The sequence below is a fragment of the Chitinivorax tropicus genome, from assembly GCF_014202905.1.
Taxonomy (GTDB): domain Bacteria; phylum Pseudomonadota; class Gammaproteobacteria; order Burkholderiales; family SCOH01; genus Chitinivorax; species Chitinivorax tropicus.
Window position 1 is genome coordinate 22530 of the sequence record NZ_JACHHY010000001.1, and the last position, 23909, is coordinate 46438.

The window sequence follows — 23909 nt, forward strand, 5'->3', positions numbered from 1 at the left end:
TGGAAATCCAATCGTGTCGGTGATGAGAGGCGGATGAAACGGCTCATGAATTCACCTCTTCCACGGTGCCCCGCGCCACTCTCGCCATGCGGCTGATCGGCGCAGGGGCGGCCCGTGGCGCGGACTGGCGACGCATATCGATACATGCCGCCAGGCCGGCTATGGTGGGATGCGCAAACAGATCCTGCAGGGTGATCGCCACCGGCCAGACCTGACCGATCCGGCTCAACAGGCGGAGCGCTTTCAATGAATGGCCGCCCAGCTCCAGAAAGTGGGCATCCACGCCGATCTCATCGATACCCAGCACGCTTTCCCAGATTGCGGCCAACTGGCGCTCTGTCTCGGTGCTAGGTGCTTGTCGGCATGCTGAGACATTGGTTGGGCGGGGCAGCGCCGGGTAATCCACTTTGCCATTGGGTGTCTCCGGCAACGCGGGCAACCACGTCAGGTGACTGGGCACCATATAGGCGGGCAGCCGTTGCGCCAGCTGCGCACGGAGGCTGGCAATGGTTGGTGGCACCGGGTCTTGCGCCACCAGATAGGCAGCCAGATAGCCGTCGTCCTCCGCCCACAGCCGCACGGCTGCCTGGCGCACGGCTGGCAGCGATGCCAATTGCGCCTCGATCTCGCCCAGCTCGATGCGGTAGCCCCGCAGCTTGATCTGATGGTCGCGGCGTCCGACATAATCCAGCTGGCCATTGGGCAGCGCACGCACCAAGTCGCCGGTACGGTACAGCCGCCCATTGGCATGGAACGGGTCGTCGATGAAGCGCTCGGCGGTCAGTGCCGGGCGGTTCCAATAGCCTCTGGCCACCCCGGCCCCACCGATGTACAGCTCACCAGTTGCGCCAAAGGGCACGGGCCGTTGCTCGGCATCCAGCAGATACAGGCGGGTATTGTCGATGGGCTGGCCGATCGGCACATTGCCCGCATGCCGTTCGCCTGCGCCAAATTCATACACGCAGCAGCCAACGACAGTCTCGGTCGGGCCGTATTCATTGAAGATACGGATAGCTGGCGCTTGGTCCTGCCACGCTGCGACTGCTGAGCCTTTCAACGCTTCCCCTCCTACCACCATGGCGGCGACATGGGCGGCCTGCCCGGATTGCAACGTCTGCCCAAGCCATTCCAAGTGAACCGGTGTGATCTTCAAAAGCTGCTGCTGACCTGCTGCCCCCACTGCCTGGGCCAACGCCTGCGCATCGGCCTCATCTGGCACCACGACGACACGGCCCCCAGCCACCAAAGGCACCCATAGGCTGGTGATGGTGGCGTCGAAACTGATCGACGAATGCAGCAAGGCACGGCTGTCGGCGCTGACGCGATAGGCGCGGCGGGCATAATTCAGGTAATTGACCAGCCCGCGCTGCTCGATCATCACGCCCTTGGGCAAGCCGGTGGAGCCCGAGGTATAGATGACATAAGCCAGATCGCCGGGCGATGGTAGCGCGCCAACCTTAGCAATCCCTTGTGGGCTGGGCTGATCGACCTGCAGGCAGGGCAGCCGGGTATCGGGCAGGCGGGGCAGGCAGGCCGAATGAGTGATCAACACTGCCGCCTGGCTGTCATCGAGCAGATAGGCGATCCGCTCGCTCGGGTAGCTGATGTCGATGGGCAGATAGCCCGCTCCGGCATACCAGCTGGCCAACATGGCGGTCACCAATGCCACTGAGCGGGGCAGGCAGACCGCCACCAATTGGCCACGCTGCACGCCCAACTGGCACAGGGTGGCCGCCATCTGGCAGGCTGCCTGCTGCAGGTCGTGGTAACTGAGTTGCTCACCTGCCGTCTCCAGCGCAATGGCATCCGGTGTGGCGGCCACTTGCTGCTCGAACAGGTGCAATGCGCTGTCCGCTGGCAAGGCAGTATCTGGTGCCACCCAGGTCTGCAGTAGAGACTGCACTTCCGTGGCCGGCATCATCGCCACCTCGCGCAGGGTGCCCTGCTCCGCCTCGACCAGCGAGCACAACAGTTGCTGGAAGTGCCGGAGCAGCTGGGCCGCCATCGACGCACTGTAATACTGCCGGTCATAGTGCAGGTGACCATGCAGCCCATTGCTGGGTGAGATCACCAAGGTCAGTGGGAAGTTGGTCCGCTCACTGACCTCGACGAAACGCAGGCGGGATTCGGCCTCGGCCTGGCTGCCAGGGTAGTTTTCGAACACCAGCAGCGACTCGAACAGCTGGCCTGGGCCAGCCAGGGCCGTTTGCTGCTTGATGTCCGCCAACGACACGCTGGCATGCTGCTCATCTTGCAACTGCCGGTGCTGGATCGCCTGCAGCCAGGTGACCACCAGCTGCCGCTCGTCCACAGCCACACGGGCCGGTACGGTGCCGATGAACAGCCCCACCATGCGCTCCACCCCACGCCATGCCTGCGCACGGCCAGAGACGGTGACGCCGAACAGGCAGTCCTGCTGGCCGGTGTAGCGGCTCAACAACAGCGCCCAGGCGCCCTGCATCAAGGTGCTCAGGGTCAGCCGGTGGTGACGGGCGAATTGGTTGAGTTGCGCTGCCTGGGCACTGGACAACACGAAGTCTGCGCGGCCTTGCCCTGTTTCCGTGGGCTGGTTGAATGCCGCTGGCAAAGGGGTCAGCTCGGTCAACCCGGCCAGCTGCTGTTGCCAATATTGCAAGGCTGCGGGAGCCTGGGCCAGGCTTGCTGCCACATGGTCGCGGAACGGACGCGGCTGCCCTGGCAAGGCTGCCTCGCGCAACAGCAGGCTCAACTCATCCAGCAACAGCTGCACCGACCATCCATCCAATATGGCGTGGTGGTGAGTCAGCACCCACAACTGCCGCTGCCCTGGCAACTGGCAGGTAGCCAACCGATAGAGCGGTGCATGATGTAGATCGAACGGGGTGCCCCGATCGGTCTGTAACCAGGACTGCCATTGCTGTTCGGCATCCGCTGCCTGTTGTAGATCCAGGTGCTGCCAGGCTGGGCTGGCCTCTTGCAGGATCAACTGCAATGGCGCATCGCTGCCATGTAGCCACAGGCGGCTACGCAGCTGGGCATGGCGCTGGGTGAGCTGCTGCCAGGCGGCTTGCAGATCGGCCAGCGGTGTGGGTTCGGTCAGCTCGAACACCAGTTGCTCAATATACAAAGCCGCTTGTGGCTGCTGCAGGCTGTGATAGGCCATGCCCGCCTGCATGGCTGTCAGCGGATAGGCATCGATGACAGCCGGCACCTGTGCCTGCAGCTGATCGAGTGCAGGTTGGTCCAGACCTGCCAGGGGCAGATCGGCGGGCGTCAGCACGGGCTGATCGATAGACTGGCAATGCGCTACCAGTCTCGCCAGTTGTTGACCAAAGCGGGTGATCAGGCCCTGAACCGTGGTGGCGCGATGGCAGCCGTCACTGTATGTCCACGCCACCGACAGCTCGCCATCATGGATGTAGCTGTCCACCTCCAGCAGATAGGCACGCAAATTGTCCGGTGCCTGCCGGCTGCCGGCGTTGACCGTTGCCAGGCCCCGCAATGGCGCTTGGTGAAAGCCCTGTTCCAGACGCCCCAGATGATTGAAGCACACCTCGCCACCACGGCTGACCAGGGGTTCGTCGCTCCCCCAGGCCACCAAGCCAAAGCTGGCGCCTTGGTGCGGGTGGCGTCGGCTGGCTTCTTTGACCTGACACAACCAGTCATGGCAAGACCAATCCGCCCGTGCGGCCACCCACACCGGGAACAGGCTGGTGAACCAGCCCACAGTGCGGCTGACATCAGGCGCATCGGCCCAGGCATCACGGCCATGGCCTTCCAGGTCGATGCGTAATGTTCCTTCGCCCAGCCAGTCCTGCAGCGTCATGGCCAACGCAGCCAGCAACAGATCGGCAGTATTGGCATGATAGGCAGCGGCGGCCTGGGCCAGCACGGCAGTGTCCGCCTCTGGCAGCGACCAGAACAGCTGGCGGCAACTGGCAACCGGTGGGCGACGTGAGGCGTCGATCTGATCCAGAGGCAGGGTCAACGCCTTGGCCGACAGGCATTGCCGCCAATAGCGGCTGGTGTCGGGCCAGCCCGGTTGATCCGGCTGGGCTGCCAAGAAACGTGCCCAGTCCTGAAAGGATGCGGTGCGGGCGGGCAGCTGGAGAGGCCGCCTGTCGCGATGGGCAGCGTAAGCAGTGCAAAGGTCGGTCAGCAGGATCTGCCAGGACACCCCATCGACCACCAGGTGATGGATCACCACCAACAACAGGGCCTGCTGTTCGTCATGCAGATACAGCGCGCTGATCAAGGCACCCCGCCCGATGTCCAACTCGCGTTGGCACTGTGCCAAGGTGGTTTGCAGATAGCCGGACTGGCGGTCGTGCAAGGGCATTTGACAGCGTTGCAGCTTGAACGGGGGCACGTTGACACCGATTTCCGCCTGCCACACGCCGTCCTGCTGCCGATACCGGCTGCGCAGGCACTCGTGGTGCGTCAGTACACCGTCGAATGCCGCCTCCAGCGCGCCCAGATCCACCGTCGGGTCGATCTCGAACACAAAGCTCTGATTGAAATGGTGTGGATTGGCCTGATTATGGGCAAAGAACCAGTGCTGGATCGGTGTCAACGGCAGCGCACCCTGCCCTGCCGGTGTGGCGACCGGGTGCTCGATGACGGGCTCCAGCACGCTGGCCAGCTCGGCAATGGTCTGATAATCGAACACCATGCGTGGCGCCAGTTTCAGCCCCAGCTGACGAGCCTGGAACACGATCTGCAGGCTGAGGATGGAATCCCCGCCCAGCTCGAAGAAGTTGTCATGGATGCCGACCGGCTGGGTTTGCAGCACATTTTCCCAGATACCCACCAGTTGTTGCTCGATCCCGCTGGTTGCAGCTGTCTGCGTCACCGGGCGGGCCACTGGCTCGATTCGGGCCAGGGCATCGCGGTCGATCTTGCCGTTGGTGGTCAAGGGCATGGCGGGCAATGCGATCAGGTCAGAGGGCATCATCCATGCCGGCAATTGCTCGGACAGGTGGCTCCGTAAGGTGCGGGTGTCTGCCATGCCATCGGCCATCACGACATAGGCCACCAGATGGGTGCGGCCCTGGCGGCTCTGGATCAGGGTCGCAGCGGCTTCGACCAGCGGGTGGTTGCTCAGCGCCGCATCGATTTCGCCCAGCTCGATACGGTATCCGCGCAGCTTGACCTGATGATCTTTCCGGCCCAGGTAGAGCAGATTGCCATCCGCTAGATAGCGCACCAAGTCACCGGTCTTATATAGACGAGCCGCCGGATCATCGCTGAAAGGGTGACGGATGAAGCGTGCTTCAGTCAGGTCTGGCCGATTCAGATACCCCTGCGCCAGCCCCGCCCCGCCAATGTACAGCTCCCCCACGGCCCCGATGGGCACTGGCTGCAGCGCCTCGTCCAGCACATACAGGTGAGTGTTGCGGATCGGTCTGCCGATCGGCACCGCACCTTGGCTGGGGCAATCGCCAGCGGCAATGTCAAAGATGCAGCAGCCGACCGTGGCTTCGGTCGGGCCGTATTCATTGATGATGCGCACGGCGGGCCCATGTTCGCGCCAATACCGTAACGCATTGCCATGCAATGCTTCGCCACCGATCACCAACACCTGGGTGTGGTCAGCGGCGTCGGCAGGCAGGGTCTTGCCCAGCAGCTCCAGGTGCGCCGGGGTGATTTTCGCCAATGTCAGCGCGGGCTCCCGTTGCCAGCATCCGCTCAATGCAATCAACTCATCGTCTTCCGGGATCACCCACAGCGTCTTGCCCGTCAGCAGCGGCAGATACAGGCTGGTGATGGTGGCGTCGAAGGCAATCGAGGAGTGCATCGGATTACCCGTGGTGGCAGGCCGGTCATAGCAGGCCTGCGCATGGCTCAGGTAATTGGTCAGCCCACGGTGCGCCATCATCACGCCCTTGGGTTGGCCGGTCGAGCCCGAGGTGTAGATCACATAGGCCAGATCCTGCTGTGAGACAGGCAGATCGAGGTTGTTGTCTGCCTCGTCTGCCAATTGCGTCCATAAGGAATCCAGCGGCCATACCCGGCCATCGAGCGTCGGCAGGCTGTCCAGCAAGCTGTCTTCGGTCAAGACGATTGCCGCCTGGGAGTCGTCGAGCATGTAGGCGACCCGCTGCGATGGGTAGGCTGCATCGATGGGCAGATAGGCCGCCCCTGCTTTCAGGATGGCCAGGATCGCCACCACCAGCTGGTCTGAGCGATGCATGAACAATGCCACCAGCTGGCCCCGCCCGGCTCCATTTGCCCGCAGCCAACGTGCCAAGCGGTTGGCGCGCTGGTTCAATTCGCGATAGCTCAGGCGCTGGTTACCGTATACGCAGGCCACGGCGTCGGGCCGTTGCTTGACTTGGGCTTCGAATGCCTGATGGACACACCAGTCCGGAATCGGGCAGTCGGTCTGGTTCCAGTCGATCAACAACTGCTGGCGCTCATCTGCCGACAGCATTGGTAGGCTGCCGACGGCTGCACCCGGCTGGGCGACCATCGCCTGCAACAGCCGCTCGAAATGGCGGGCAAACCGCGCGATGGTCGTTGCTGCGAACCGCGCTGCCTGGTATTCGAATTTGGCGTTGAAATGATCGGCTTGCTCGTCGATGAACAAGGTCAAGTCGAACTTGGCATCACTGGAGTCCACACCTGTTCGCCGCAGAGCCAAGCTGGCGTGCTCGATCGGTGGGCGGTAGGCGGTGTACGCCAGCATCACCTGGAACACCCCCTCGCCGCCACGTTCACGAGCAGGGTCGATCACATCGACGACCTGCTCGAATGGCACGGCCTGATTCGCCAACGCCGCCTCACAACGTTGCCGGCAGTCTGCCAGCTGATCCAGCACGCTGGCTTGTGGCCGGATCTGCCCGCGCAGTATCACGGTATTCAGGAACAGCCCCACGCTGTGCATCAGCGCTGGCATGGGCCGCACCGACACTGGTACGCCGACGGCGATGTCGGTTTCGCCACTGTAACGGTGCAGCAACAACTGGTAGGCCAGCCACACCACGTTGAACGGTGTGGTGCCCGCCTGCTGCGCCAGTTGCCGTATCCCGGTGGTCAAGTCGGGGGATAAGGCCAGGCAGACCTTGCTGGCCTGATGTGTGAGGGGTGCTTCGTGAGCCACATCGGTCGGCAAGGTCAGCACCGGCGGCAGGCTGGCAAAAGTCTGCTGCCAATACTGCAGCTGGCTGGCCCGCTCCGCCGCGCGCGCCGGGTCACGGTCCCAGCTGGCAAATCGCGGATAGGCTATCGGCTGCGTGGCCCAGTCCACCTCCTGCCCTGCCTGCAGTGTCGTGTAGATATTCAACAGATCTTCATCCAGCACCGCCAGTGAGGCTTCGTCCAGCAACAGGTGGTGTACCGTCCACACCAGGGCGCATTGGGTTGGGCTCGCCGTCAGCACCCGTAACCGATACAGGGGCTGATCCAACAAGGTGAATGGTTGCGCGGCGTCCTGGCTGGCCAACGCGCTGACCGCCTGCTGCCAGTCGGCATCGCTCAAGCCGCCCAGGGTTTCGATCTGATATCGCGCCGGCTCGGCATGGATCTGCTGGTATACCTCACCGGCTTGCAGGGTCAGCCGGGTATTCAACACCGTGTGACGACTGAACAGCCGATCCAGGCTCTTGCACAACATGCCCAGATGCACACCACCCTGCAGATAGGTAATGGTGGTGATGTGATAGGCCGCCTGGCCAGGGTTCAGTTGCTCGATGAACCACATCCGCCGCTGGGCGTGGCTGAGCGGTGCCAAGCCAACGGTGGCCGGCAGCGTATCGTCGGTCGTGCCCACTCGGGCCATGCGCAGCGCCAGGGCGGCAATGGTCTTGGCCTCGAATACATCGCGCACCGACAGGCCCAGCTGGTATTCACTGGCCAGCAAGGCCACCAGCTTGGCCGCCAGCAGCGAATGCCCACCCAGATCGAAGAAGGAAGCATGGCGGCTGACTGCTGTCCGGCGCAACAAACGGCACCACAGTGTGACCAGGGTCTGTTCGGCCTCGCCTTGCGGGGCATCGTCTGTCATCGTGGCGGGCCCTGCCGGCTGATGTGGGCTCGGGAAGGCTTTACGATCGACTTTATTGTTGGGCAAACGCGGAAATGCCTGCATCGGCACAATGACCGACGGGAGCATGAAGCCAGGCAGGCTGGCCTGTGCTTGGGCCATCAAGGCCGCAGGATCGACCTGGTCTGCTGCATTGACCAATACATAGGCGACGATGGCGGCGCCATCCAGATAGTCATGCCGCACCATGGCCACCGCATCGACCACTGCTGGGTGGCTGCGCAGCGCAGCCTCGACCTCGCCCAGCTCGACCCGGAAGCCGCGTAATTTCACTTGCTGATCGATCCGGCCCAGGTAATCGATCTGTCCGTCCGGCAACCAACGGGCCAAGTCCCCGGTCCGATACAGACGGCTTTGGCCGCTTGGGTCGAATGGGTTGACTACGAACCGTTCGGCGGTCAGCTCTGGGCGCTGGTGATAGCCCACCGCCAGCCCGATGCCGCCGATATACAACTCACCTGCCACCCCTACCGGTACCGGCTGGCCTTGCTCGTCCAGCAGATGGATCTGGGTATTGTGCAGCGGGCGACCGATATGAATCCGCTCGGCATCCTGCGCCAGAATGGCATTGGTGGCGCTGACCGTGGCCTCGGTCGGGCCATAGGAATTGACGAAACAACGACCCACGCCCCATTTGCGCAGCAGATCCAGCCCGCAGGCTTCGCCCGCCACGATCAATACCTGCAGATCAGGCAATGGATCGTCTGGCAATGCCGCCAAGGCAGAGGCAGGCAAGGTGACATGACTGACCCGATGGCGCTTCAGCTGTGCCAGCAGGTCGGGTCCGGGCAGCAGGCTCAGCGCGGGGGCCATCACCAGTGCGCTGCCGGCGCACAGGGTCATGACGATTTCCCAGATCGAGGTGTCGAAGCTGAACGAGGCGAACTGCAACACGCGGCTGCCTGGGCCCATCTGCAACAGTTCGATTTCAGCTTCCGCCAGGTTGCACACCCCTTGGTGGCGGATCAGCACCCCCTTGGGGCGGCCTGTCGAACCCGAGGTGTAGATGATATAGGCCAGATCCTGCGGCCCGACCTGAACCGTAGGTGCCGTCCGAGGCTGGCTGGCAATGGCATCAGCTGCACTGTCTACCAGCAGCATCGGCACCTGGGCGTCGGCATAGACATCCTGCAGCGACGACAGTGTCACCATCAGCGCCAGATTGGCGTCTTCCATCATGAACCGACGCCGTGCCAAGGGGTAGTCTGGGTCTATGGGTACATACACCCCGCCCGCCTTCAGGATGGCAAGGAAGCCCACCACCAGCGCCGCAGAACGTGGGATGCTGATGCCAACGGTGACGCCGGGCCTGACCCCCAGCCCTACCAGCTGATGCGCCAATTGATTGGCTTGCTGATCCAGTAGTCGGTAGTTGATCGTCGTGTCGCCATCGATCACGGCGATGGCATCGGGTGTGCGGGCCGCCTGCCGCTCGATCAGGTGATGAATGCCGCAGTCGTCGCTGAACGGCGTGTCAGTATCGTTCCACGCAGCCAACAGTCTGGCTTCGTGGGTAGACAGTAAGGGAAGCCTGGCCAGATCCTGTTCAGGTTGGGCCAGCATGGTGGTGAGATAGTGCTCAAAATTGGCCGCCATGCGCGCAATGGTGTCTGCGTTGAAGCGTTCGCTGGTGTATTCCCACACCGCGTGCAGTTGGCCTGCCTGCTCCCACATCTCCAGCGTCAGGTCATACTTGGCCACCCCGAGATCGAGCTGACCGGGCGCAGACAAGGTGACCGGCCCCAGACGACTGGCCCCCGCCTGGTGGCCTTGGTAGACGAACAGCACCTGAAATAGCGGCGATACCCCATGATGGCGGGGTGGGTTGAGCGCCTCGACCAGCATGTCAAAAGGCAGGGCTTGGTGAGTCAGGCCATCCAGTACAGTCTGTCTGACCTGGGGCAGCAGATCCTGTAGCGTCTGCCCGGGCACCACACGGTGGCGCATCACCAACAGGTTGACAAAGAACCCCACCATGTCCGCCATGGCGGCATGAGGGCGATTGGCCACGGGCGTACCGATCAGAATGTCCTGCTGCTGGGTGTAGCGTTGCAGAAAAGCAGCAAAAGCCGCCATCAGCACCATATATGGCGTCGCCTGGTGGGCTTGCGCCAGTGCATGCACGGGCTGGTGCAGGCTGGCGGGCAGAATGCAGCTCAGCCTCGCACCGCGCTGGCTGTGGATGTGACCGGCTTCACGGTCATAGGGCAACTGGGTGATCGGTAGCGAGCCGGCCAGCTGTTCCAGCCAATATTCGCGCGCTTGCTGTACCGCAGCGCCTGCCAATTGGGTCTGTTGCCAGTGGGCTGCATCCAGCACGGTGGTGGCGGGGGCGGTCGCAGCCTGGGCTTGCCCTTCCAACTGGCGGCCATACAGGGTCTGCAGATCCTGCCAGAGCAGATCGACCGACCAGGCATCTGCCGCGATATGGTGGATGCTCAGACCCAGCCAGTGCTGGGCCGTACCCACGCTGACCACACCCACCCGCCACAGTTGCCCGCTGCCGAGATCAAATGGCTGATGGGCCAATCGATGCAACTGGGCCATGGCGCCTTCTTCATCTTCCGCATCACTGCAATGCAAAGGCGCCACTATGGGTGTCATCAGGCGGGCCGCCACGGCTTCGCCCACCAGGGTAAAGGCGGTACGTAGCGCCGGGTGGCGGGTCTGCAGGGCTTGCAAGGTCTGCCGGAGGGCTGGCACATCCAGTGGGCCCTGCCAATGGGCCACATAGGCCATGTTGTAGACCGTGCTGTCAGGCTGCAGATGTTGGTGCAAGAACAGCCGTTGCTGGTCGAGCGTGGCCAGCCCCACTGATCGGCCCTGGCTCGGCCAATTGGACTCGGCCCCGGCAGGCTGTTCGTTCAGGTAGTGATCCAGCGCGGCCAGGGTCGGCTGCTGGAAAAACGCACCGAATGGCATGGTACGACCACACAGCTGCCCCACCTGGGCCAGCATCCGAATGGCCACCAGCGAGCTGCCACCGAGCGCGAAGAAATCGGCCTCCAACCCTAGCGGCTCAATCTGCAGCAAGGTTTGCCAGATGGCAGCCAATTGCTGTTGTTGGAAGGTTTCAGGTGCTTGGATCGGTGTCGTATCCAACCAAGGTTGGCCGACCAGGGTCAGCGCCTTGCGATCGATTTTGCCATTAGGCAGACGCGGGAAGTTCTCGATATATTGGAAATGCGCAGGAATCGCCGCAGCGGGCAGGTAATGCGCCAAAAACGTCTGCCAAGTCTGCCGGGTCAGTGGCTCGGCTGTCGGCTGCCGCTTCAGATACGCTGCCAGCAGCGTTTGTCCGGCTGGCCCTTTGATGGGCTGGACGATGGCCAGCCGGATGGACTGATGCCGCTCCAGCAGGCTTTCGATCTCGCCAGGCTCGATGCGTTGGCCATCGATCTTGATCTGGAAATCACTGCGACCGATCAGCTCCAGGCTGCCATCGGCCAACTGACGGCCTAAATCGCCGGTGCGATAGAGACGCAGGCCAGCCAAGGCCCCATCGCCCATGAAAAAGCGTGCGTGGTCGTCTGCGGCTGCGTTCAGATAGCCCGCTGACATATATGGGGTCGCTATCAGCACCTCGCCAACCTGATCACCATTGACCGGTTGCCCTGCATCGTCCACCACATGGACGCTAGCAGCGTCGATTGGGAAGCCTACCGGCACCACCGTGCGGTGCCGATCCGCTTCGTTGACACGATGCCAACACTTGGCCAGGGTGGTTTCAGTCGGCCCATATAAATTGATGAGGGTGGCGTGTGGCAGCCCCAAGGCATAGAAGGTATCAACCAGCGAGCCTTTCAGCATTTCGCCGGCCAAAGCGGCCACCCGTAGCGCTTGCAAGGCCTCGGCGGCCTGTTGCTGCTCGATCAGCACCTGAAATAATGACGGGATCAGATGGGTGACGCTGATGCGTTGCTGCTGGAACCAGTCGAGCAACGCCATTGGCGAGTAGACCAGATCCCGGCTGGGGGGCAGGCACAGGGTGGCGCCATGCAGCAGAGGCAACAGCAGATCACGCAGGAAGGGGTCGAACATCTGAGCCGTGAGCAGGCTGACCCGGTCATCTGCTGTCATGTGCAGTGCTTGCCCTTCCCAGCGGATGAACTGCAGCAGGCTGTCGGTACGGCCCAAGACACCTTTTGGGGTGCCGGTCGAGCCAGAAGTGAAGTACAGATAGGCCAGGTCATGCTCCTGCAGCAACAGTTCAGCGTCGGCATCCACTTGCTCATCCGCCTGATCCAGACACCACACAGGCGGGCAGGCGTCGGGTGCGACGATCCGTGACAATCGGCTTTGCTGACTGGCCTCGGTGAGAATCAGCCCCACCGGCAGATCAGCCAGCAATGTCCGCAAGCGCTGGTCTGGCAGGCCAGGGTCGAGCGGCACGAAGATGCGCCCTGCCCCCCAGATGGCCAATGCGCTGGTCACCAGCCCTGGCTGGGTTGGCAGCAAGGTCACAATCATCTTGCCCGCCTGCCAGCGGGTTGCCATCTGTTGCTGCAGGTGTGCGATCCGCTGCTGTAATGCCTGATAAGTGATCGATTGTCCGTTGTATTCCAGCGCGATCCGATTGGCAAAACGAGCTGCAACCTGACTGAATTCAAACAGAATATTCATTCCGTACCTTCACAAGATTGACTTTGTGCCGCCTGAGCCGCCAGCAGCACCCTCCATCCAGGCCCGTCCGACACAGCTTCATGACGCTGGCCATGAAGCGTGTCAGGCGTACCTAAGCCTGCAACGTGAACCGATCCGCATCCTTGAGGAATGGAAACTGGCTGCGCACCTCGTCCAACAGACTGCGCGACAGGGTTTCGGTCTGGATACGGGCTTGATTGCGCTCGTGGAAGAGCACTTCACCCAAGGGATCGATGATCATCGAGTCCCCGCTGTAACGGATCTCGTTGCCATCAGTACCGATACGGTTCACGCCGACCACATAGCTCTGGTTTTCGATGGCACGCGCGGGCAGCAATGCCTGCCAGTGCCGGGCGCGGCGTTCCGGCCAGCTGGCGATGTACAGCGCCAGGTCATAGCGGGCATCGACATTGCGCGACCACACCGGAAAGCGCAGGTCGTAACAGATGAAGGTGGCGATACGCCAACCATTCAGCTCAACGATCAGCGGTGCGTCGCCAGGGGTGTAGTGCTGATGCTCACCCGCGAAGGAAAACAGGTGTTTCTTGTCATAATGCAGCAGGGTGCCGTCTGGCTTGGCCCACAGCAGACGGTTGTAGTAGCGGCCATCTTCCTCGATGGCGACGCTGCCTACCATGTCCACACCCTTGGCACGGGCGGTGGCACATAGCCAGTTCACCGCTTTGCCATCCATGGTTTCAGCGATACTGGTCGGGCGCATGCTGAACCCAGTCGTGAACATCTCCGGCAATACGATGAGCTGGGTGTCATTGACCTCAGCCAGCTCTCGCTCCAGGCGTCTCAGATTGTCTTCAATGGCTTCCCAGGTGATATCGGTTTGCACCAGAGTCAGCTTCAAGTCACGTTGTTGCATGTTGTATATCCCAATTGATCAAAATCACTTCGTTGCGCTCGCCCAACTCTTCCTTGATTTCACGCACCAGAATGCAGGCATCGTCGCGGTGCACGTACCACGCCGTGCTGCGGCTGTGCTGGCCGCAGATGTCGATGGACACGACCTGTGCTGACACGGTCTGGCCACATACCTGTAACGACTCCTCTGGCAAGCGCCGTAACTGCCAGCTGTCGATCTCGAATGTTTCCAGATCCAGCACCCGCCAAGTGGCTTGCCCGTCGCCACGGGCCAGGAAGTCACTGGCGGCATTCTGGCTGGTGGCGTCGAATGTGCTCAGCGCAAAGCGCTCGGTGTAAATGCGCTCTTCTTTGATATGCAGTGTCAGCGCGTCCGTCTCCCGCATGCCGGTCACAGCGGATTGTTCACCATCCTCAGTCGAGATGCCGGCGTAGCGGCACAATCCTTCCGCATCCAGCAGCATTTCCTCTTCCGAATCGAGCACATAGTCCGACCAGAAACTGCTGGCCCGGATGGCCAGCTGATTACGCAGAAACAGTGCCGAGCGGCCACTTTCGACTACCAGCAACTGTTCGGACAACAGCTCGCCCACCGGTTCGTTGTCGGACAGCACCTGATAACGCAATAGATGACGAGCCCCGGCGGGCGTCATGACGGCTTGTTCCATCGTGTCGGCTTGCATGGTGATGGTTTTCCTCAGGCCAGGGCGGGTTCACTCAGGTCGGCGTCGTACAGGCTTTCCATATAACCGCCACCCATGACAATGTCGCGCAGCTCCGCCAGCGGGGTCTGCTGAGCCGGCGGTGGCAGGAACTCCACTCGCACCGCATAGTCGAGATAGCGTTTGAACAAGGCCTGATCAGGCTCCGGGCAGCGAATGTCGGTTTCATGCAGCAGGGCCTGGATCTGAGTGGTGTCATATTTGGCACACTCGCGGCAGTCGCTGCCGTCGTAGAAAATCGACAACAGATCGGTGAATGTCGAGCGATAGGGTTTGCCATTACGGGTGACCCGGCCTTGTTGCAAGGCCTCGAAATAGCGTTGCGTCTCGATCTCCTTCGCGACATAACCGTATGCGCGCAGTCGTGTGACGATCCCGTCGTAGGTCACGATATTCGGGTTGGTGAGATTGAAGGTACGGCGATTGGTGAGATGCAGGTTCATCACCGCATGCAGGGCAGCCTTGGCAACATAATCCACCGGGGTGACATCGAAATCTTCGTCAGAGGGAAAGGTCATACCTGTCTCGACCAGCGCCTTGAGCATTTCGTAATAGATGCCCTTGACCTTGGTCTGCTTGAGCGGGTAGCAACCGGTTTCACTATCGCCCCAGATGTTGCCGGGGCGCACGATCACCCAGTCCAGGCCACGGTCACTGGCCTCCCGAACCAACTTTTCCGCTTCGAATTTGGAGCGCTCATAGTCCATCTCTTCGAAGCCCTGACCTACGTCATGGTCGGTTTCACGCAGCACGAAATCGGGCTCGTACAGCTTGTCACCGACCATGCTGAAGCTGGAGGTGAACATCAAGGGAATCTTGCCGGCCAGGCAGAATTCGATCATGTTCGCCACCCCACCCACATTGACGGGAGCGATCTTGTTGTAAGCTGCCACCAGGCTGACATTGGCTGCACAGTGGAACACGACGTCGATGGTATTCACCAGCTCGTCGTAGCACTCATCACTCAGGCCCAACTTGGGCTGGCTGACATCGCCCAGCAGCGGGATGATGCGCCAGGTTTCCTCTTTCAACCGCCGTTCCTCGTCGTAGCAGAACAGCACTTCCTCGATGCGGCTCATCGCCGCTTCGTGGCTTTCCGCGCGCACCACGCAGTACACATAGGCTTCCGTGGTGCGGAGAATCTCTTGCAACAACCGGCCACCCATCACGCCAGTGGCACCGGTCAATACGATATTGCTGACAGTCGTCTTGGCCCGATAATTCATGCCGAGCACCTCCCAAACGAAATGCATTCATCAATACGGGGCGGCACAGGCGCAACACCCCATCGGTTACTGCCTCAACAACACCTGCCAGGCCCATGGGCCACAGGCTGGGGTGGTGACCAGTCCTGGCCACCACCCTGAACTGCTTTGCTGCTACAACGCGCCGATGCGCATTCCCCCATCGATCGGAATGACTGTTCCGTTCAAATAGTTGGTTTTGCAGGTGGCCAGAAAGGTCACCACCTCGGCCACATCCTCCGGCGTACCCCAGCGTCCGACCGGCACGATCGATTTGACGATCTTCGCCTCATCCACCGCAGCAGCCGACACAGCTTCGTTTTCCACAAAGCGGTTGAGCATATTGGTCTTGCAGATGCCCGGCGCAATGGCGGTCACGCTGATGTTCATCGGCCCCAGCTCACGCGCCCAGGATTCCGACGCTTTGATCAGGCCAGCCTTGGAGGCGGCATAGGCTGCGCCACCAGCCGCCCCCCAGATACCGGCTACCGAGGCGATATTGATGATGCGCCCATATTTCAGACGCGCCATCTGGCGGGAAAACACTGAGGTGCAGTTGAAGGCGCCAGTCAGGTTGACATCGATCACCTGCTTGGACATCGACACGCTCTTCTCCGACGTGCAGAAGCCGCGCCCGATGATGCCGGCGTTGTTCACCAACACTGTCGTATTGGTGCCCATGCGCGCCATGATCTGGCGGGCGCCCTCCTCGACCTGGGCTGGGTCGGTGATATCCATCGCAAAGGTCTTCAAATGCTCCGGATAACCCAGCTGTTGGCCCAATCGTTCCAGTGCCGCGTGATCGAGGTCGGTCGCCGCCACCGCATAGCCGACATCCAGTAAGGACTGGCTGATGGCGGCGCCGAAACTGCCTGCGGCACCGGTGACGATGGCGATCTGCCGATTCACGCTGCTTCTCCTTCCTTGAAAGTGATGTCGATCACCTTCTTGGCGTTGGCGAGTGCGTCAAAGATCCGCTCTTCGAAGAAGCGCACATCATCTTGATTCATCAGCAGATTCGAGTAGATGCGTGACAAAGGCGAGAACTGGATGCCATAACGCTTGGAGATTTCACGGATGATGATGTCGCAGAACTTGACCTTGTCGCTGTAGCCTTCAGAGCGATCCACCGCCGTATCCTGCGAGTGGTAGACCAGTGCGGTCGGCATACCCTGCACCACCATTGGCAGGTCGTTGGCATGTGCAGCCCGCACGAAGGCATCGGAGATCTGTGCGGTGAAACCAGCCATGCGCTCGTAGCAGCCAGGGTCTTGCTCGACCAGATCGAATGTCGCCTTGATTGCGGCCAGGCCCAGCGGGTAGCCGTTGAAGGTACCAGCGTGGATCACCTTGCCACGGGTGTACATATCCATGATGTCGCGACGACCGGCAATCGCTGAGATCGGCATCGAGCCGCCGCCCAGTGCCTTGCCGAAGGTGGCCAGGTGGGGTGTCACGCCCAGGATGCCCTGTGCGCCGGACAAGCCCAGACGGACACCCGTGATGATCTCGTCAAAGATCAATACCACGTTGTACTTCTCGCAGATCTCCTTCGCCCGCTCCAGATAGCCTTCGCGCGGCAGGATGCCCCCGCCGTTGATGCAGATCGGCTCCATCAATACAGCGGCGATTTCGCTGTGATAACGCTCGATGGTGGCTTCGAGGATCTGGATGTCGTTCCAGGGCAATACGAATGACTGCGATTCCATGACGCCGTCGGCACGGCCCAGCGTGTCCAGCAGGTCACCCTTGAATTGCTCGGGTACCGGGTAGCTCAGATCCTTCTTCTTGCGCCAACCCATGATGTTGTCGGCATTGCCGTGGTAATGGCCATGGAAGCGGATGAAGCGATTCTTGCCGGTAAAGCCACGCGCCAGGCGCAGCGCGTTTTGCACGGCCTCGGTGCCGCTCAGGCAGAAACGGACCATCTCGGCGCAGGGGACATGCTTGATCATCTGGCTGCAGACTTCGACCTCCAGATCGCAGGTGTCCACCGAGGTCACCTTCTGCATGTATTTGATCAGCGATTCGTTGTACGCCTCGTTATGGTGGCCGACGAACAGGGCGCCGAATTTGCAGAACAGATCCAGGTGCTCGTTGCCATCCAGATCCCACACCCGGGAATTGCGGCCACGGTTGAATGGGATGACCAGGGGGCGCTCCGGATCACCGAAGTTGTAGTGGGTGCCACCTGGCAGCAGCTCCCAGCACTGCTTGTAGAAATCTTTGGATTTGGTCAACGACAGTTTGGTTTCAGCTTCCATATGCTTACGATCCTCTTCCTTACGGATGGTTGGGGGGGGAGACGACAGGGCCGTGTCAGTCTGATCGGCCTCGTCCGGCTCATTCAGCCGGGCAGCGCCCGGCTGGTAGCGGCGTAGCGGCTCTGGGACGACCACGCCGAGTTGCTGCAAGGCGTTCACACGGCCCAGATAGGCCGCACCCGCCATCAATTCCACCGCCATATCAGCCACATGGCGATTTTCCACTGCCTCCAGGGCGCTGCCCTTCAGCCACTCATTGGCGGCGCCCATGGCGGCACCGCACCAGATCTGGAAATCCACTGCGCGATCGGCCTGCCCGCTGATCGCCCAGCGTGACGATTGGCCGAGATACCACTGAAATACCAATGCCATCTTTTTCTTGGGATTGGCGTTGGCCGCCACGATCACCGCCTCGTTGCCACGGGACTTGAAAAATGCTTCGGTATCGGCCCAGACCTGCGCCAATGGTTGTTTGAAAAGGGTCTGTTCCAGATTGGCCACTTCGGCGGCAGGGATCTCCTCCAGCGATTCATACTGCTTGTAAAGGTTATGCAGCTTGGTCGCACGTATGGCATACATGCTGCCGCCCTTGAGCACCTGCACCTTGGCGCCCAGCTCGAACATGTCAGCGGAAGGCCCCATTGCTACATCGCTGGTCTTGGCCTTACCCAGCAAGATCTTGACCGCCGCCGAGGTGCCGGCCTCGACGCAAGCCTGGTTGATCGAGCCGGTGACGACATAGGCTGCACCCATTGCAAAGGCACCCAACACCGCATGGGGCGTGCCCAAGCCACCTGCCGCCCCGACCCGCACGGTGAAGGGGTACTGATGCTTGGCCACCAGCTCATCCCGCTGCTCGACGATGGAGCGGAAGATGCAGCTCAGGACACCGTTGTCGGTATGGCCGCCCGAATCTCCCTCGACGGTGATGTCATCCGCCATTGGCACCCGTGAAGCCAACCACGCTTGTTGCTCGGTGATCAGGCCTTCCGCCAGCAGCTTGCGCACTACCTTCTCTGGGGCGGGGCTCAGGAAGTGCTGTGCCACCTCGCGGCGTGAGACTTTGGCAATCACGCGATTGCGCCGGATCACCGTGTTGCCGACGCCCTGCTCCAGACCTTTGATGCGGTAATACACAATCGCTGCCGACAGATTGACGTAAGCGGAGGCCTCGACCACTTTCACGTCCTGCTCGATGAACAGCTTGACGCAGGCCATCTCCCAATCGGGCTGGCTGGGGTTGTGCAACAGGTTGATGGCATAAGGGCCGTTGGGCAGCGCTTCTTTGATACGGCGGATGGCGGTGCGGATGCGATCCAGCGTCAACCCACCCGCACCGAACGCGCTCAGAATGCGCCTGGCGCCCAGGGCGACCACCATCTCCTCTGAGTTGATGCCGCCCGCCATGGCCCCGGCGTAATAGGCAAAACGCACGCCATAGTCATGCAGGAAGCTCGGGTCACCCAGATGCTCCGGCGTGATGCCAGGGACAATGCCCAGACATCCCACTTGGCCTTGCGGTGCCAGGCCGCCGCCCGATTCCAGCACCGCCCCTTGCTGATGTTGCAGCACGTAGAGAGGCTTGGACAGCTCCAACAGGCGTTGCTGGGCCTGCTGCAAGGTCTGCTGCAATTTACCCGCCTGGCCTTGCCATTGATAAGGCGCCGGCGCAAAACGTGGCGCGACGCTCAGTGTGTCGTTGTTCACTTGGCTACCTCGATCACAGGTTGCACCGCCTTGACTGGCGGTTGTTGTGGAATGCCTGGGCGGCGGAAACCCGCGCCCAGGTTGTCGCAGATGCCGATCACATTGCCGCGGTAGATGATCTCGGCCACAAAGACCAGGGCGATCTGCTGCAGGGTGTGGCCATCCGGCTCGTAAGTACGGTCGATCGACTTGCAGGTCAGCCGGTAACGCAGGGTTTCCGCCTGGCATTTCACCTCGCCTCGGAACTTGGCGCTGTAGTGGTGATCGATCAGGGTATGCGGGGTTAGATCGAGCTGGTTGTAGAGCCCCAGATAGCACAGGAAGAATTTCAGTGTCTGTTCGCAGCCTTCCACGACCAAGGTACCGGGCATCACCGGATCATTCTTGAAATGCGCCTTGAACGCCCAATGATCCGGGTCGATATCGCACTCCCCGACCACTTCGCCCAGCCCGAATGCCCCGCCATCGGTATTGATCGAGGCAATACGATGCAGCATGCGAGCTGCGGGTGCGTACAGATGGCCAACCCGCGCCGTCTGGTAGGCCGGGCCGAAGCAAGCAACGGTATCGCCCGCCTGTAAGGCATCGATGTCCGCCGTGCTGAATGCGGTCTTATCGCAGGTCAGCAACGGCTTGAATGGCTCCGCTGACTGGGTGGCCTTCAGATAAGGTGTCGGATCGACCCCCTTCGATTTCTCGATATCCTTGGGCAGGAAGAAGCCGGAATTGGCTTCCAGCTTGAAGCACAGCCGATCACCGACATAACACAGGTACTCGTAGGCGATCAGCACGTTCTTGCCGACCTTCAGGAAGGACTTGATATTGACCCGCCCGCGCAGCACTTCGCCTGCCTTGGGCATGTCGCTGTAGAGCGTGGTCTGGCTATCCACGGCCCGATACCGCAATTGCCCTTTGAACAGCTGATCACAACCGATGTAGGTGAAGGCCACGATCATGGCATGCGAGGATTCCAGGGACACAAACGCGCCCACCAACCCGTCGATGGAGAACCAGGCATCGTGTGGCAGATCACACTCCCACTCGATGAAGCAGGGCTCCAGCTTGCCTTTTTCCGCTGACATCGCCGTGATGCGTGACACAAACATATAGGGTGGCGATGGCATCCGGGTGCGGATCGGGTAGGTATCGGCTTCGGCGTAGTCCGGCCCCAGCACTTTGGCGACTGAGCCATCAGTCAGCTCGATCAACTGCGCCAGATCGAACAGCACTGGTTTCGATGGTGCGGCGGGTGCGGTCGATGTGGCTGCAGCGGGCTTGACCGGTTGGACTGTCGGCGCGAGCTGGCCACCCAATAAGGCATTCAACCGCCGATAGAATTGCTGTTCCGCACGGAGGAACTGCATCTGCGAGCGGGCCGTTCTGACCGATTCGCGCCATAGCGCATCACCGTCATACTGCGCAGCAGGCATGGTGGGCTTGGCTGGCAGAGTGGGCGTAACGGCATCCGGCAGCTTCGTGCCGAATATCGCACAATGCTCAGCAGTCAGGATCATGTCGGGAATGGTCTGCTCACGCCCGGTGTAGACCCGGCTCATCAAGCTGCCTACGCGCTGTTGATACGGGGCGGGCACCTTGGCTTGCTGACGGTTGGTCTCGCTCGGTTCCTGCAGGATCAGGTGTGCGTAGGCATGATCGAGGCCCATGCTGTTTACTGCAGCCCGCCGTACTCCTGTCGGTGCATCCCATGCGGCCTGCGCCGCCAAGGTGTTGAGCCCCGGCAGGGCTTGGCCCGTGGCAAGCATCGACCACCGGGCGGCGGGGGGCAGATAGCGGTGATACAGGCTCAATGCCGTCTTGATGATACCCAGCATGCCCTGCGCCAAAGACAAGTAGCCATAGTTGCCGCTCACCGAGCCCACCACTGCGGCTTGTGACCGTGTGCCAGTCTGGTAGACCTGCGACAGCCCAGCCAGCTCGGCTTCGGCCAATTGGTGCTGGCCGCCGCTGCATAGCTCAAGCAGATCGATCTGATCTGGTGTGCAGCGGGCTTGCTGCAAGGCACGGGCCGCGATCTGGGCCACTTGGTCTGCGCGTGGCGTGAACGCCACATCGCCTTCCACAGCATGGCCAATCGCCAAGCCTGTCAAGGTGGCATAGATGCGGTCTTGCTTGGCCTGCGCCTCGTCCTCACGCTTGAGTACCACCATGCCCACACCTTCACCGATAGGCAGACCCGGCTGGCGTAAACTCGACCACAGCACATTTTCAAGACTGCCGCCAAAGCTACCGCCCGCGACGATCACCGCCTCGACCAATTGCTCAGACAACATGAACTGAGCCAGCTCGATCGCCTTGAATGGCGCATTCTCATGCGAGCCCAAGGCAAACGCTGGGCCATCCAGCTTGAGGTGTGCCGCAATACGGCTCGCCACCACATTGCCGATGCCCCCGGTGATGCCCTCTGGGTACGGCGTGGGGAACAACGCATCTTTGGCGATGGTCTCCAAAGCCAGCTGCTGCGCCTCGGTGAGCTGGATACCCTGCCTGCCCAGGCTTTGGCGGATCTGCCAGCTGATTTCATTGCGGGCCTGATAACGGGCGCAATTGAGATCCACGTCGCCCGCCACGATCACGGCGATGTTACGTTTCTCACCATCCAGCTGATAACCCGCGTCGTAGAAGGCACGCTCGGCCACCGGCATCAGGAACAGGTGAGACAGCAAATGGGTGCCGATCACCTTGGGTGGTAGTTTGTAGTGTTTGCAATCGAAATCGAGCGATTCGATGTAGGCACCAACCGGCGCGCCATCGAACCCACGCGGCGCGAGCAGGTCTGTGCGCCCTTCCAGCCCCAGCCAGCGGGTGCGGGGCAAGGGTGAGAAGTGGTCACGCCCCTGCCGCAGGGTGTCATCGAATGCCGCCAGCGTATCGGTGCCCGCCAATGACAAGCCCATGCCAATGATCGACACCGGCACGGTCTTCAGCGTGGTGATATCGGTTTGCACCATCTGTGGGTGGTATTCGCTCAATACCATGTGCCCGTTCACACCACCAAAGCCAAAAGCATTGATGCCTGCACGCTTGGGCCCACCATGGCTTGGCCAATCGCAGGTCTGGGTGACGACATGCTGCAACCCGAGCGTGCCCTTGGGCGTGGCCACCATGTCCTTGACCCCGATGGTGGGCGGAATGGTGCCGTACTTCATGGCCAACAGCACTTTGAGAATGCTGGCCATGCCCGAGGCCGTGAGCATATGGCCGATATTGCCTTTATTGGCGCCGATCAGCGGAATGTGGCCCCGCTCACCGAAGAATGCCTCCACCGAGCCCAGCTCGACCTGATCGCCCACCGGGGTACCGGTCGCATGGCATTCCAGATAATCGATCTCACCATTGACCTGCTGGTAGGCACGCTGCAGGGCAAGCATCTGGCCGTTGAAATCGGGCACCAGAATGTGTTTGGCCCCGCCGTCATTGGATAGGCCGACCGACTCGATGACCCCATAGATGGTGTCGCGGTCACGGACTGCATCTGACAGGCGTTTCAACACAATCATGCCCGCGCCCTCACCTGCCTTCAGACCTTGTGAATGTCGGTCGAACGGCACCGATTCGCCATCGGTCGGGAAGGCCTGCAGGACATTGAAACCATGGTCGATATAGACGTGATCGGCGTGGCACACCGAACCCGCCACCATCATGTCAGCCTGCCCGCTCTGCAGGTAATAACTGGCAACACGGACGGCATACAGTGCTGAAGAACATGCGGCATCCAGCGTATAACAAGGGCCGGTCAACCCCAGTGCCTGAGCGGCAATGGTGGCATTGTGGCTGCCCGTCATCAGGTTGATTTCAGACAGGCCGGCTGCTGACCAGGGTGCTTGCAGATGAAAATCCGGTCGCCCCAGCAGCGTTTGTAGATAGGGGTCGAGCATGCGATGGTAGAAGTCGGCAAACAGCCGCTTCACCGAGTGCGTGGGCATCCCGATATTGCCGATCACCAGCCCACAGCGCTGGCGGATCGATTCGTCGGCCTGACCATGGCCCGCATCCTTCAGGGCTTGGTCTGCCGCGTAGAGTGTCCATTGATACAGCGGATCCAGCGCATCCAGTTGGGCCTTGGGCAGTCGATACCCAGCCGATTGAAACTGAAAGCCACGGACATGGCCGTTCTTGTTGTAGTGGATCTTGTCGGTGGTACCCGGTGTCGGGTCGAAGTACACCGTCGGGTCCACGCCCAATTCCGTATTGGAAAGTGGCGTGGTGCAGTCGCGTCGATCCAGCAGGTTTTGCCAGTACTGCGCGGGTGTCTCGGCGCCGGGAAACAGGCAACCCAGGCCGACAATGGCAATGTGTTCCATCATGCGTCCATGCCTAAAAATCGTGCTATTCAAAGATTGCCGGGCGCACGCTGCCCTGCCGGGCCTTCCCGGGACTCAGCCAGGGAAGGCGGCATCGGCACGGGCACCGG

The 23909-nt window shown here is 61.3% G+C and carries 7 protein-coding genes; all 7 read right to left on the minus strand.

Annotated features, from left to right (window positions below):
- Positions 1 to 43: 43 nt before the first annotated feature.
- Positions 44 to 12646, minus strand: coding sequence for a non-ribosomal peptide synthetase (locus tag HNQ59_RS00070; RefSeq protein WP_184033464.1), 12603 nt, complete (start codon positions 12644 to 12646; stop codon positions 44 to 46).
- A 112-nt stretch (positions 12647 to 12758) separates the two neighbouring features.
- On the minus strand, positions 12759 to 13541 hold the full coding sequence (locus tag HNQ59_RS00075) for an amidohydrolase (RefSeq protein WP_184033467.1): 783 nt from the start codon (positions 13539 to 13541) through the stop codon (positions 12759 to 12761).
- On the minus strand, positions 13528 to 14223 hold the full coding sequence (locus HNQ59_RS00080) for a hypothetical protein (RefSeq protein ID WP_184033470.1): 696 nt from the start codon (positions 14221 to 14223) through the stop codon (positions 13528 to 13530). The genes HNQ59_RS00075 and HNQ59_RS00080 overlap by 14 nt, the downstream gene beginning before the upstream one ends.
- 14 nt (positions 14224 to 14237) lie before the next feature.
- Entirely contained in the window at positions 14238 to 15488 is a 1251-nt protein-coding gene (locus tag HNQ59_RS00085; protein WP_184033473.1) for an SDR family oxidoreductase, read from the minus strand.
- Between the two features lie 153 nt (positions 15489 to 15641).
- Positions 15642 to 16415 (minus strand): SDR family NAD(P)-dependent oxidoreductase, encoded by a 774-nt coding sequence (locus HNQ59_RS00090; RefSeq protein ID WP_184033476.1) that lies wholly within the window; start codon positions 16413 to 16415, stop codon positions 15642 to 15644.
- Positions 16412 to 19402 (minus strand): PfaD family polyunsaturated fatty acid/polyketide biosynthesis protein, encoded by a 2991-nt coding sequence (locus HNQ59_RS00095; protein ID WP_184034088.1) that lies wholly within the window; start codon positions 19400 to 19402, stop codon positions 16412 to 16414. Before HNQ59_RS00095 ends, HNQ59_RS00090 begins: the two co-directional genes overlap by 4 nt.
- Positions 19403 to 19473: 71 nt before the next feature.
- Positions 19474 to 23802, minus strand: coding sequence for a polyketide synthase family protein (locus tag HNQ59_RS00100; RefSeq protein WP_184033479.1), 4329 nt, complete (start codon positions 23800 to 23802; stop codon positions 19474 to 19476).
- Positions 23803 to 23909: the final 107 nt, after the last annotated feature.

What these genes read in the sequence shown, in the direction of transcription:
- HNQ59_RS00070 (WP_184033464.1), bottom strand. Translation starts at nt 12,646, where the DNA reads ATGAATATTCTGTTTGAATTCAGTCAGGTTGCAGCTCGTTTTGCCAAT.
- HNQ59_RS00075 (WP_184033467.1), bottom strand. Translation starts at nt 13,541, where the DNA reads ATGCAACAACGTGACTTGAAGCTGACTCTGGTGCAAACCGATATCACC.
- HNQ59_RS00080 (WP_184033470.1), bottom strand. Translation starts at nt 14,223, where the DNA reads ATGCAAGCCGACACGATGGAACAAGCCGTCATGACGCCCGCCGGGGCT.
- HNQ59_RS00085 (WP_184033473.1), bottom strand. Translation starts at nt 15,488, where the DNA reads ATGAATTATCGGGCCAAGACGACTGTCAGCAATATCGTATTGACCGGT.
- HNQ59_RS00100 (WP_184033479.1), bottom strand. Translation starts at nt 23,802, where the DNA reads ATGATGGAACACATTGCCATTGTCGGCCTGGGTTGCCTGTTTCCCGGC.